General features: G+C 70.8%; 11 protein-coding genes. 4 read left to right on the top strand and 7 right to left on the bottom strand.

The window, feature by feature from the left end; genetic code table 11:
• Positions 1-205 precede the first annotated feature (205 nt).
• Genes pgl through tkt form a run of 5 tightly spaced genes read right to left on the bottom strand, consistent with a single transcriptional unit; the run spans position 206 to position 6,829 of the window.
• The gene (gene pgl, locus AB0L56_RS30775; RefSeq protein ID WP_365429236.1) at positions 206-946 is read right to left on the bottom strand and encodes a 6-phosphogluconolactonase; all 741 of its coding nucleotides are present in this window, start codon (positions 944-946) and stop codon (positions 206-208) included.
• Positions 947-987: 41 nt separating this feature from the next.
• On the bottom strand, positions 988-2,040 hold the full coding sequence (gene opcA, locus AB0L56_RS30770; RefSeq protein WP_365429227.1) for a glucose-6-phosphate dehydrogenase assembly protein OpcA: 1,053 nt from the start codon (positions 2,038-2,040) through the stop codon (positions 988-990).
• Positions 2,037-3,560, bottom strand: coding sequence for a glucose-6-phosphate dehydrogenase (zwf, locus tag AB0L56_RS30765; protein ID WP_361030307.1), 1,524 nt, complete (start codon positions 3,558-3,560; stop codon positions 2,037-2,039). Before zwf ends, opcA begins: the two co-directional genes overlap by 4 nt.
• 4 nt (positions 3,561-3,564) lie before the next feature.
• Positions 3,565-4,707, bottom strand: a complete 1,143-nt coding sequence (tal, locus tag AB0L56_RS30760) for a transaldolase (protein ID WP_361030310.1) — start codon at positions 4,705-4,707, stop codon at positions 3,565-3,567.
• 34 nt (positions 4,708-4,741) lie between these two features.
• Entirely contained in the window at positions 4,742-6,829 is a 2,088-nt protein-coding gene (gene tkt, locus AB0L56_RS30755) for a transketolase (protein WP_365429222.1), read from the bottom strand.
• Between the two features lie 342 nt (positions 6,830-7,171).
• Here tkt and AB0L56_RS30750 point away from each other — a divergent pair, with 342 nt between their 5' ends.
• From AB0L56_RS30750 to AB0L56_RS30735, 4 genes are all read left to right on the top strand, one after another.
• The gene (locus tag AB0L56_RS30750; protein WP_361030316.1) at positions 7,172-8,125 is read left to right on the top strand and encodes a heme o synthase; all 954 of its coding nucleotides are present in this window, start codon (positions 7,172-7,174) and stop codon (positions 8,123-8,125) included.
• Between the two features lie 92 nt (positions 8,126-8,217).
• On the top strand, positions 8,218-8,538 hold the full coding sequence (locus tag AB0L56_RS30745) for a hypothetical protein (RefSeq protein ID WP_365429219.1): 321 nt from the start codon (positions 8,218-8,220) through the stop codon (positions 8,536-8,538).
• A 111-nt stretch (positions 8,539-8,649) separates the two neighbouring features.
• A complete protein-coding gene (locus AB0L56_RS30740) occupies positions 8,650-9,756 on the top strand; it encodes an amidohydrolase family protein (RefSeq protein ID WP_365429216.1) in 1,107 nt (368 codons plus the stop codon).
• 18 nt (positions 9,757-9,774) lie between these two features.
• A complete protein-coding gene (locus tag AB0L56_RS30735; RefSeq protein ID WP_365429213.1) occupies positions 9,775-10,509 on the top strand; it encodes a nucleotidyltransferase domain-containing protein in 735 nt (244 codons plus the stop codon).
• On the opposite strand, the gene AB0L56_RS30730 is transcribed toward AB0L56_RS30735, so the two are convergent.
• Entirely contained in the window at positions 10,467-11,498 is a 1,032-nt protein-coding gene (locus AB0L56_RS30730) for a COX15/CtaA family protein (protein ID WP_365429210.1), read from the bottom strand. The two genes, AB0L56_RS30735 and AB0L56_RS30730, sit on opposite strands and share 43 nt — an antisense overlap.
• A 53-nt stretch (positions 11,499-11,551) precedes the next feature.
• Entirely contained in the window at positions 11,552-12,268 is a 717-nt protein-coding gene (locus AB0L56_RS30725) for an ABC transporter permease (protein WP_365429233.1), read from the bottom strand.
• Between the last annotated feature and the right edge of the window lie 10 nt (positions 12,269-12,278).

The following is a 12,278-nucleotide window of genomic DNA, read 5'->3' as shown; positions in this document are numbered from 1 at the left end:
GGTGCGGGGGGGGGTGTCCTTCGCGTGCCGGGGGATTTTTGTGCGGGGGGTTTGGGGGGGGCCGGGGGGGTGGGGGGGGGGGGGGGGGGGCGGGGGGGGGTTGTTTCGCCCCCGCCGCCCCTTCCCGTCCCGTCCCCGGGGGCAAGCCCCCGGACCCCCATTTTTCGGCCTGGACGGCCTCGTCCTCAAACGCCGGACGGGCTGTCTATGGTGACGCCGGTGGATAGAGGGACCGTGGTAGCTGTGACGCTGCCGGCTTGTCCAGGAGCCACAGGGTGCGGCTTCGGCCGTAGGCGCCTGCTGCCGGGGCCTGGATCTCGCCGGCGCCCGAGAGGGCGATGGCTACTGCTTCCGCCTTGTCCTCGCCTGCCGCCAGGAGCCAGACCTCACGGGCCGCACGGATCGCGGGGAGGGTCAGGGTGATCCTCGTCGGCGGGGGTTTGGGGGCGCCGTGGACGCCGACCACCGTGCGTTCCGTCTCGCGGACCGCGGGGAGTTCGGGGAAGAGGGAGGCCACGTGTGTGTCCGGGCCGACGCCCAGCAGCAGGACGTCGAAGGCCGGGACGGGGCCGTGGTTCTCCGGGGCCGCCGCGGCGGCCAGTTCCTCCGCGTAGGCGGCGGCCGCCGCGTCCACGTCCGTGCCGTGCGGGCCGTCCGACGCGGGCATGGGGTGCACGCGCTTCGGGTCCAGCGGCACCGCGTCGAGCAGTGCCTCACGGGCCTGGGTGACATTGCGGTCCGGGTGACCCTCGGGCAGGAACCGTTCGTCGCCCCACCACAGGTCGAGCCGGGACCAGTCGATCGCGTCCCGGGCCGGGGCCGCGGCCAGCGCGGCCAGGAGGCCGTTGCCGTTACGGCCGCCCGTCAGGACCACGGACGCCGAACCCTGTGAGGCCTGCGCGTCCACGATTCTGGTGATCAGCCGGGCCGCCGCGGCCTGTGCCATCAGCTCCTTGTCCCGGTGCACGACCACCTGCGGTGCCGTGGTCACTTCACCGCCGCCTTCGTCACCGGCGCCTGCGCCGCCGACCGTTCCGCGGGAGCTTTCGCGGCCGACTCGACGGGAGCCGGGACCGCTTCCCGTTCTCCTTTGGCCGGCGGTCCCGACCCGTCCGGTGACTTCAGGCGTTCCACGCCGTAGCGCAGGGCCGAGGCGTAGGTGTCGTCCGGGTCCAGACGGCGCAGCTCCTCCGCGATCAGCTCCGCCGTGTCGCGGCGCTTGAGTGCCACCGCCCGCTTGGGCTGGCCCTGTATGGACAGCGTCGCCAGTGAGCCGTCGGCGCGGTCCAGGACGATCGGGCCGCAGTCGGTGTCCATGCGGACCGCCGTGAGCCCCGGGCCGCCGGAGTGCGAACGCCTGACGGGGACGTTCAGCCGGTCCGCGAGCCACATCGCCAGCAGCTCGCAGCTCGGGTTGAACTCCTCGCCCTCCACCTCCACGCCCTGCACCTCGCAGGCGACCTGGTCCAGCGCGGCCGCCAGCATCGAACGCCAGGGCGTGATGCGGGTCCACGACAGGTCCGTGTCACCGGGGGTGTAGGCGTCGGCGCGGGCGGCGAGCTCCTTCACCGGCTGTTCGCAGGCGTACGTGTCGGTCACCCGGCGCTGGGCGAGCGCGCCCAGCGGGTCGCTGGCCGGGTCCAGCGGGGCGTTGACCGGCCACCACACCACCACCGGGGCATCCGGCAGCAGCAGCGGCAGCACCACCGACTGGGCGTGGTCGACGACCTCGCCGTAGAGGCGGAGCACCACCGTCTCGCCGGTCCCGGCGTCCGCGCCGACCCGGACTTCGGCGTCCAGACGCGACTGCGTACGGTCACGCGGGGAGCGGGATACCCGCTTGATGACCACGAGCGTGCGCGAGGGGTGCTCGCGCGATGCGTCGCTCGCCGCCTTCAGCGCGTCGTAGGCGTTCTCCTCGTCCGTCACGATGACCAGCGTCAGCACCATGCCGACGGCGGGGGTGCCGATGGCACGGCGGCCCTTGACCAACGCCTTGTTGATCTTGCTGGCCGTGGTGTCCGTGAGGTCTGTTTTCATGGCCGGCGCCAGCTCCGTCCGTCTCGCTCGAGCATTTCGTCCGCCTCGACGGGGCCCCACGTGCCGGCCGGGTACTGGGCCGGCTTGCCGTTGGTGTCCCAGTACTCCTCGATCGGGTCGAGGATCTTCCAGGACAGCTCGACCTCCTCGGTGCGCGGGAAGAGGTTGGAGTCGCCCAGGAGGACGTCCAGGATCAGCCGCTCGTACGCCTCCGGGCTGGACTCGGTGAACGACTCGCCGTAGGCGAAGTCCATCGACACGTCCCGGATCTCCATCGACGTGCCCGGCACCTTGGAGCCGAAGCGGACGGTGACGCCCTCGTCGGGCTGGACGCGGATGACGATCGCGTTCGAGCCCAGCTCCTCGGTGGCCGTCGTGTCGAAGGGGGAGTGCGGTGCCCGCTGGAAGACCACCGCGATCTCGGTGACCCGGCGGCCGAGCCGCTTGCCGGTGCGCAGATAGAAGGGGACACCCGCCCAGCGGCGGTTGTCGATGCCCAGTCTGATCGCCGCGTAGGTGTCGGTCTTGGAGGAGGGGTCGATGCCCTCCTCCTCCAGGTAGCCGACGGCCTTGGCGCCGCCCTGCCAGCCGGCCGCGTACTGCCCGCGCACGGTGTCCCGGCCCAGGTCCTTCGGCAGCCGGACGGCGCCGAGCACCTTGGTCTTCTCCGCGGCCAGCGCGTCCGCGTCGAAGGAGGCGGGCTCCTCCATCGCGGTGAGTGCCATCAGTTGCAGCAGGTGGTTCTGGATGACGTCACGGGCGGCGCCGATGCCGTCGTAGTAGCCGGCCCGGCCGCCGATGCCGATGTCCTCGGCCATGGTGATCTGCACATGGTCGACGAACGACCGGTTCCAGATCGGCTCGAACATCGTGTTGGCGAAGCGCAGCGCCAGAATGTTCTGGACGGTCTCCTTGCCCAGGTAGTGGTCGATCCGGAACACCTGGTCCGGGGCGAACACCTCGTGGACGATCGCGTTCAGCTCCTCGGCCGACTTCAGGTCGTGGCCGAACGGCTTCTCGATGACCGCGCGCCGCCAGGAGCCGTTGGTCTGGTCGGCCAGCCCGTGCTTCTTCAGCTGCTGGATGACCACCGGGAACGAACGCGGCGGCACCGACAGATAGAACGCGAAGTTGCCGCTCGTGCCCTGGGCCTTGTCCAGCTCCTCGATCGTGTCGCGCAGCCGCTCGAAGGACTCGTCGTCGTCGAAGGTGCCCTGCACGAAGCGCATGCCCTGGATGAGCTGCTGCCAGACCTCCTCGCGAAAGGGGGTCCGGGCGTGCTCCTTGACCGCGTCGTGGACCTCCTGGGCGAAGTCCTCGTTGGCCCACTCCCGGCGGGCGAAGCCCACCAAAGAGAAGCCCGGCGGCAGCAGCCCCCGGTTGGCCAGGTCGTACACGGCCGGCATCAGCTTCTTGCGTGACAGGTCGCCCGTGACGCCGAAGATGACCAGGCCCGACGGCCCCGCGATACGCGGGAGCCGTCGGTCAGCGGGGTCACGCAGCGGGTTGCTGCTCGACAAGGTTTCAGCCCTCCGAGGGGGCGAGGCGCTGCAGCTCCGCCTCGGTCGACTTCAGCAGGTCGTTCCAGGACGCCTCGAACTTGTCGACGCCCTCGTCCTCCAGAAGCTGCACCACCTCGTCGTAGGAGATGCCGAGCCGCTCGATCGCATCGAGGTCGGCGCGCGCCTGCTCGTAGGTCCCGGAGATCGTGTTGCCCCGGATGTCGCCCTGCTCCTCGGTGGCGAAGAGCGTCGCCTCCGGCATGGTGTTCACCGTGTTCGGCGCCACCAGCTCGTCGACGTACATGGTGGGCTTGTACGCCTTGTCCTTCACCCCGGTCGACGCCCACAGCGGACGCTGCTTGTTGGCGCCCTCACGTTCCAGCGCGCTCCAGCGGTCGCTGGGCTGGGTGGCATGGTCGACGGAGCCGAACACCTCCTCGTACGCCTGGTACGCCAGACGCGCGTTGGCGATGGCGGCCTTGCCGCGCAGTGCCTTGGCCTCGTCGGTGCCCAGCGCGTCGATCCGCTTGTCGATCTCGGTGTCCACGCGGGACACGAAGAAGGACGCCACGGAGTGGATCTTCGACAGGTCCAGGCCGCGCTCCTTGGCCTTCTCCAGGCCGGTCAGGTACGCGTCCATGACCTTGCGGTAGCGCTCCAGGGAGAAGATCAGGGTGACGTTGACGCTGATGCCCAGGCCGATGGTCTCGGCGATGGCCGGGATGCCCGCCTCAGTGGCCGGGATCTTGATGAGGGTGTTGGGCCGGTCCACCAGCCAGGCCAGCTGCTTGGCCTCGGCGACCGTCGCGCGGGTGTGGTGCGCCAGCCGGGGGTCGACCTCGATCGAGACCCGGCCGTCCTGCCCGTCGGTGGCCTCGAAGACCGGGTGCAGGATGTCGGCGGCGTCGCGGACGTCCGCCGTGGTGATCATGCGGATGGCCTCTTCGACGGTGACCTTGCGGGCGGCGAGGTCGGTCAGCTGCGCGTCGTAGCCGTCGCCCTCGGAGATCGCCTTCTGGAAGATCGTCGGGTTGGTGGTGACGCCCACGACATGCTGCTGGTCCATCAGTTCGGCGAGGTTGCCGGACGTGATCCGCTTGCGCGACAGGTCGTCCAGCCAGATCGCGACGCCTTCGTCGGAAAGGCGCTTGAGTGCGTCCGTCATGGAAATTACATCTCCTACGTGTCGTATATGAGCGTCAGCGCTGGGCTGCGGCGATCGATTCCCTGGCGACGGCCGCCACGTTCTCGGCGGTGAAGCCGAACTCCTTGAACAGCACCTTGCCGTCGGCGGAGGCCCCGAAGTGCTCCAGGGACACGATCCGGCCGGCGTCCCCCACGTACTTGTGCCAGGTGAGGCCGATCCCCGCCTCGACGGCCACGCGTGCCTTCACGGAGGGCGGCAGGACGCTGTCCCGGTACCCCTGGTCCTGCTCCTCGAACCACTCGACGGACGGCATGGACACCACACGGGTGGGCACGCCGTCGGCCTGCAGCCGCTCGCGCGCCTCGACGGCGACGTGCACCTCGGAACCGGTGGCGATCAGGACGACCTCGGGCTCGCCGCCCTCGGCCTCGAACATGACGTAGCCACCCTTGGCCGCGTCCTCGTTCGGCTCGTACGTCGGCACGCCCTGGCGGGTCAGCGCCAGACCGTGCGGGGTGCCCTTGCCGAACTCCTTCGTCCAGCGGGAGAGGATCTCCCGCCAGGCGATGGCGGTCTCGTTGGCGTCGGCGGGACGGACGATGCTGAGGCCGGGGATGGCACGCAGGGAGGCCAGGTGCTCGACCGGCTGGTGGGTGGGGCCGTCCTCGCCCAGGCCGATGGAGTCGTGCGTCCACACGTACGTCACCGGCAGATGCATCAGTGCCGACAGCCGCACGGCGTTGCGCATGTAGTCGGAGAACACCAGGAACGTGCCGCCGTAGATCCGCGTGTTGCCGTGCAGCGCGATGCCGTTCATCTCCGCGGCCATGGCGTGCTCGCGGATGCCGAAGTGGATCGTGCGGCCGTACGGGTTCGCCTCGGGCAGCGGGTTGTCGGCCGGGAGGAACGACGACGTCTTGTCGATCGTGGTGTTGTTGGAGCCCGCGAGGTCGGCCGAACCGCCCCACAGCTCCGGGATCACCGCGCCGAGCGCCTGGAGCACCTTGCCGGAGGCGGCGCGCGTGGCGACGCCCTTGCCCGGCTCGAAGACCGGGATCGAGTCCTGCCAGCCCTTGGGCAGCTCACCGGCGGCGATCCGGTCGTACTCGGCGGCACGCCCGGGGTTGTTGTCCCGCCACTGCTGGAAGGACTTCTCCCACACCGCGCGGGCCGCCTCGCCCCGCTCCAGCGCCTTGCGGGTGTGACCGAGAACCTCGTCGGTCACCTCGAACGTCTGCTCGGGGTCGAAGCCCAGCACGCGCTTGGTGGCCGCCACCTCGTCGTCGCCGAGCGCCGAGCCGTGCGCGGCCTCGGTGTTCTGCGCGTTCGGGGCGGGCCAGGCGATGATCGACCGCATGGCGATGAAGGACGGCCTGTCCGTGACCTTCTTCGCCTCCTGGATCGCGTCGTAGATCGCGTGCGGGTCCAGGTCGCCGTCCGGCTTCGGCGCGACACGCTGCACATGCCAGCCGTACGCCTCGTACCGCTTGGTGACGTCCTCGGAGACGGCCGTCTCCGTGTCGCCCTCGATGGAGATGTGGTTGTCGTCCCACAGCAGCACCAGGTTGCCCAGCTTCTGGTGCCCGGCCAGCGAGGACGCCTCCGACGAGATGCCCTCCTGCAGACAGCCGTCACCGGCGATGCAGTAGATGAAGTGGTCGAACGGGGACTCACCCGTGGGAGCCTCCGGGTCGAACAGTCCGCGCTCGTAGCGGGCGGCCATCGCCATGCCCACCGCGTTGGCGACACCCTGGCCCAGCGGGCCGGTCGTGGTCTCCACGCCCGGCGTGTGGCCGTACTCGGGGTGACCCGGGGTCCTCGAACCCCAGGTGCGGAAGGCCTTGAGGTCTTCCAGTTCCAGGCCGAAACCGGCCAGGTACAGCTGGGTGTACAGGGTCAGGGACGAGTGGCCGGCGGACAGCACGAAACGATCGCGCCCTACCCAGTTGGCGTCCGCCGGGTCGTGCCGCATCACCTTCTGGAAGAGGGTGTAGGCGGCAGGCGCCAGGCTCATCGCCGTACCCGGATGGCCGTTACCGACCTTCTGTACGGCATCGGCGGCCAGGACGCGGGCGGTGTCGACGGCCCGCTGGTCCAACTCGGTCCACTCGAGGTCTGTGGTGGTCGGCTTGGTGCTCACCCTGAGTCAGGGCTCCTCTCCACATGAATTCGGACGCCGGTGGCTGCCCACCGGCGGGGTCGAGCCTACCCCCGTAGGACGTGCGTTTTTCCGCGTCATTCCAGAGTGCGGGCGCTCCTTTCGATCCGCCTCCTGACTGGGAAGTTTCCGCATTCGGCAGATGAATACGGAGCCGCTCATCCGGGTGCTCAATCGAGCTTGGATGTGCACCTCGGAGGGCGTCTTCCAACACGAGACGACCCCCGCGAATGTCCGGGTCTGGGCAACGTCTAGAGTGGCGTGGTACGCGCGAGCCTTTACCGCCACTTCACCTGGGGGGCTTGCTGGGATGTCTCTGTAGGGGTGTACGTGACGGCCGTTGAATCCCGTCCAGCCGGGGTGCTGGGGACCAGTCAGAGCCCTGCCCATCGGCCGTTCGGGGCCCGTGTGATGGCGTTCGTGGCCCTCACCAAGCCGCGGATCATCGAACTGCTGCTCATCACCACCGTGCCGGTGATGTTCCTGGCGCAGCGGGGCGTGCCCGACCTGACGCTGGTGCTGCTGACCTGCGTCGGCGGCTACCTGTCCGCGGGCGGCGCCAACGCGCTGAACATGTACATCGACCGCGACATCGACGCGCTGATGGACCGCACCTCGCAGCGGCCCCTGGTCACCGGGATGGTCAGCCCGCGCGAGTGCCTTGTCTTCGGCGTCTCCCTGGCGGTCGTCTCGACGCTGCTGTTCGGTCTCACCGTCAACTGGCTGTCCGCCTGGCTCTCCCTCGGCGCGCTCCTCTTCTACGTCGTCGTCTACACGATGATCCTCAAGCGGCGGACGTCGCAGAACATCGTGTGGGGCGGCATCGCCGGGTGCATGCCGGTGCTGATCGGCTGGTCCGCGGTCACCGGTTCCATGGCGTGGGCGCCGGTCATCCTCTTCTTCGTCATCTTCTTCTGGACGCCGCCGCACTACTGGCCGCTGTCCATGAAGGTGAAGGACGACTACGCGCGCGTCGGCGTGCCGATGCTGCCGGTGATCGCCTCCAACAAGGTCGTCGCCAAGCAGATCGTGGCCTACAGCTGGGTCATGGTCGCGGTGTCGCTGCTGCTCACCCCGCTCGGCTACACCGGCTGGTTCTATACGGCCGTCGCCCTGGCGTCGGGCGGCTGGTGGCTGTGGGAGGCGCACGCGCTGCTGCACCGCGCCAAGGCCGGGGTGACGGGCGGCAAGCTCAAGGAGATGCGGCTGTTCCACTGGTCCATCACCTATGTGTCGCTGCTGTTCCTGGCGGTCGCCGTCGACCCGTTCCTGCGCTAGCGACTCCCTGACGCCGCTCGGGCGGGGTACGTGGTCAAGGCCACGGACCCCGCCCGTCGCCGTTTGATCTACCCGTCGGTAGCATTCCGTTCATGGCAGACACGCAGCAGGTGGACCCGAAGGCCGAGCAGAAGGCGGCCCGGCTCGCCAAGCAGATCGGCGGCTTCGCCAAGGCGCACGGCGGTGCCGAGGGCCAGATCGCGTACCTCGGGCAGCGCGGCGCACGGATCGTCCTCGTCGGCGAGGACGGCCACTGGGGGGACGTGGTCGCCCCGTCGATGGAGATCGCCGAGAAGGCCCTCGAGAAGGCGGGCATCACCGTCCACGAGCACCTTGACGGCGAGCTCGCGGCGAAGATGAAGACGGGCCCGTACGAGTGGAAGAGGATGGCCGGCATCCAGCTGGGCGGCTGAGCGACGCCCCACGCGAGCGACGCCTCATACGCTTCCGCGCCACCTCATCCCCGGTTCACCCGTTAGGACCTGTGAAGCACCGACACACGGTCCCGTCACGGGGAGTCCCGGATGATCGACACGCCCTCACTCGTGGACCAGTACTGCCACGGAGTGCTCCGCACGGAGCTGGGCCTCGGCACCTTCGAGGCCCAGCTGGCCCGCACCGAGGGTCCGCCCGCCCCCGGCACCACCCTCTTCGACACCCAGACCGGGTTCGCCGTACGCCGCTGGTGTCCGCCCCTGCTGGGCCTGGAGCCGCACTGTCCGCCCGCCCGGTATCTCGCCCGGCGCCGTGAGCTGGGCATGATCGAGGCGGGGCGCAGGCTGCTGCGGGGCAGCGGCATCACCGCCTACCTGGTCGACACCGGACTGCCCGAGGACCTCACCGGGCCGACCGAGCTGGGCCGGGCGGGAGGCGCCGACGCCCACGAGATCGTCCGTCTGGAACAGCTCGCCGAACAGGTCGCCGACACCTCCGGCACTGTCGAGTCCTTCCTCGCCAACCTCGCCGAGTCCGTGCACGGCGCCGCCGCCCACGCGATCGCCTTCACCTCCGTCGCCGGGGCACGGCACGGGCTGGCGCTCGCCCCCGAGCCACCCGGGCCCGGGGAGGTGCGCGGCGCGGCGGGGCGCTGGCTGGCCGGGCGCCGAGCCGGGGACGAGCTGAGCGACCCGGTGCTGCTGCGGCATCTGCTCTGGATCGCGGTCGCCTCCGGCCTGCCCCTCCAGCTCCACGCCGGCCTCGGCGCGCCGGGCGCCCGCATCGACCGCACCGATCCGGTGCTGCTGACCGACTTCGTGCGGGCCACCGCGGGGCTCGGCACCGATCTCGTGCTGCTGCACGGCTACCCCTACCACCGGCACGCCGCCCACCTCGCCGGTGTCTTCCCGCACGTCTACGCCGACTGCGGAGCCGCCCTGGTCCGCACCGGCGCCCGCGCGGCGAGCGTTCTGGCGGAGATCCTGGAGCTCGCCCCCTTCGGCAAGATCCTCTTCTCCAGCGGCGCCCGCGGTCTGCCCGAACTGCATGTGGTCGGCGCCCGTCTGTTCCGCGAGGCGCTCGGCCGGGTGCTCGGCACCTGGGTGACCGAGGGCGCGTGGTCGCGCGGCGACGCGCAGCGGGTGGCCGGCATGATCGCCGCGGGGAACGCGGGCAGGGTGTACGGGCTCGGCTGAGATAGGAAGACTGGGCGCATGCCGACCGACACCCTGCTCACCCGCTTCCTCGACGGCCTGGCGCCCCTCACCCCGGTAGCCGTCTGGGCGCACGGCTCGCTGGCCGGCGGAGACTACGTGGAGGGGCGCAGCGACCTGGACCTGATCACGGTCCTGGACCATCCGGTCGGCCCGCGGACTGCATGGCGCCTGGCGTCGCTGCACGCCCGGCTGCGCGGCACACCGCTCGCCGACCGGCTCCACTGCACCTACCTCACGCCGGACACCGCCGCGGGCGCCGGGCGCCGTCATCTCACCTGGGCCCACGAGCGGCTGTTCAAGCGCCCCGTGACGCCGGTCACCCGGACCGAGCTGCACACCTTCGGCCGGGTCCTGCACGGGGCGCCGCCCGCGGACGTACTGCCTCCGGTGCCGGACGGCGAACTCGCCGGCTTCGTGGTGCGCGACCAGCGCGACTACTGGCGGCGGGAGGTGGACCGGGCCGCGAACTGGACGCAGGACGTATGGGTCGACCTGGGCCTGCTGACCTTCGCCTGCGCCACCGTCACCCTCCGCGAGGGCCGCCTGATCTCCAAGAGGGAGGCCCTGGAGGTACTGCCCGGCCTCGGCGCGCCCGACGAGGTCGTCGCGGACATCAGGAGGAGGCGCTACGACGGTGCCGGGCCGGCCGCCGGCACGTGGGCGGTGCGCCGGGCCCGGCTGACCCGGGACTACCTGGGGGCGGCGATCGACGCGCTCGTGGCCGGCTCCTGAGCGACCGGTACGGCCGCGGCCTCCGGCACCGTCCCCTCCGGGCGCTCCCGCAGCGACAGCAGGACCCTGAGCACCCAGATCCACATCACGCACGAGCCGAACATGTGCAGGCCCACCAGGACCTCGGGGAGGTCGGTGAAGTACTGCACATAGCCGATGGCGCCCTGCGCGAGCAGGATCACGAAGAGCTCACGGGTGCGGGCCAGGGGGCCCGCGGGGGCGTCGACCGCCTTCAGGACGAACCACAGGGCGAACGTCAGCGTCACCACGATCCACGCCAGCACGGCGTGCAGCTTGCTGACCGTCTCCCAGTCCACCGGCATCCGCGGGACCTCGCTGGAGTCACCCGCGTGCGGGCCGGCACCGGTGACCACCGTGCCGACCGCGATCAGCAGCACCGAGGCGGCCACCAGGAACCACACCAGCTGCCGCACGGCCTGGCCGACCAGCGGCCGGGGCTCGGCGTCGCCCTCGCGGGTGCGCTGCCACATCACCGTGGCGACCGCGATCAGCGCCGTGGACAGCAGGAAGTGCGCCGCGACCGTGTACGGGTTGAGGCCGACGAGCACCACGATCCCGCCGAGGATCGCGTTGCCCATCACGACCCAGAACTGCGTCCAGCCCAGCAGGGTCAGGCCCCGCCGGTACGGCTTCTGGGAGCGCGCGGCGATGATCGCCCAGCCGACGGCCGCGCAGAGCACGTACGTCAGCAGGCGGTTGCCGAACTCGATGACGCCGTGCAGGCCCATCTCGCTGGTCGTGGTGAGCGAGTCGTCGGTGCACTTGGGCCAGGTCGGGCAGCCGAGGCCCGAGCCGGTCAGCCGTACGGCGCCGCCGGTGACCACGATGACCACCGCCATGACGAGCGCGGCGAGGGCCGCCCGCCGGACCGTCCGGGGATCCGGGGTCCAGCGGGCGGCGATGAAGGCGAGCGGGTTGCGCAGGGCCGCCTGGGCGTCGGCGCGGGTCAGGTTTGGCACGCGTCCCATCGTATGCGGGCGCTTGTGCACGCTTTCACGAGGGTCCGTCCCGGTCATGCCACCTACTCCCAGCGGAAGAACTTCCCGGCCGCCGCGAGGCCGGCGACCGCCCACGCGGTGAGGATCCCGAGGCTGCCCCAGGGCATCCCGGCCCCGTGCTGGAGCACGTCCCGCAGTCCCTCCGAGAGCGCGGAGACGGGCAGCAGGCCGAGCACGTCCTGCGCCCCGTCCGGGAATCTGTCCAGCGGTACGACGACCCCGCCGCCGACGAGCAGCAGCAGGAACACCAGGTTGGCGGCGGCGAGCGTCGCCTCCGCCTTGAGCGTGCCCGCCATCAGCAGGCCCAGCCCGGAGAAGGCGGCCGTGCCCAGAAGCAGCAGCAGGAACACCGGGACGGGGCTGCCCTGCGGGTCCCAGCCGAGCGCGAGGGCGATCACCGTCACCAGGAGCACCTGGAGCATCTCGGTGACCAGCACCGACAGCGTCTTCGCGGTCATCAGCCCCCAGCGCGGCAGCGGCGACGCGGCCAGCCGCTTCAGCACGCCGTAGCGGCGCTCGAAACCGGTGGCGATGGCCTGGCCGGTGAACGCCGTCGACATCACGGCGAGCGCGAGGATGCCGGGGGCGAGGAAGTCGACCGTCTCGCCGTCACCGGTGTCCACCACGTCCACGGTGCTGAAGAGCACCAGCAGCAGCGTGGGGATGATCACCGTCAGCAGCAGTTGCTCGCCGTTGCGCAGCAGCAGCTTCGTCTCGAGCACGGCCTGCGCGGCGATCATGCGGGTCAGG

The organism is Streptomyces sp. NPDC052079 (genome assembly GCF_040680275.1).
Classification (GTDB): domain Bacteria; phylum Actinomycetota; class Actinomycetes; order Streptomycetales; family Streptomycetaceae; genus Streptomyces.
This window is presented reverse-complemented; position numbering and strand designations above follow the sequence as displayed.

Coding starts and splice junctions, on each gene's coding strand:
- pgl (WP_365429236.1), bottom strand. CDS start 946: ATGGCACAGGCCGCGGCGGCCCGGCTGATCACCAGAATCGTGGACGCG.
- opcA (WP_365429227.1), bottom strand. CDS start 2,040: ATGAAAACAGACCTCACGGACACCACGGCCAGCAAGATCAACAAGGCG.
- tal (WP_361030310.1), bottom strand. CDS start 4,707: ATGACGGACGCACTCAAGCGCCTTTCCGACGAAGGCGTCGCGATCTGG.
- AB0L56_RS30745 (WP_365429219.1), top strand. CDS start 8,218: ATGGCAGACACGCAGCAGGTGGACCCGAAGGCCGAGCAGAAGGCGGCC.
- AB0L56_RS30740 (WP_365429216.1), top strand. CDS start 8,650: ATGATCGACACGCCCTCACTCGTGGACCAGTACTGCCACGGAGTGCTC.
- AB0L56_RS30735 (WP_365429213.1), top strand. CDS start 9,775: ATGCCGACCGACACCCTGCTCACCCGCTTCCTCGACGGCCTGGCGCCC.
- AB0L56_RS30730 (WP_365429210.1), bottom strand. CDS start 11,498: ATGGGACGCGTGCCAAACCTGACCCGCGCCGACGCCCAGGCGGCCCTG.
- AB0L56_RS30725 (WP_365429233.1), bottom strand. CDS start 12,268: ATGATCGCCGCGCAGGCCGTGCTCGAGACGAAGCTGCTGCTGCGCAAC.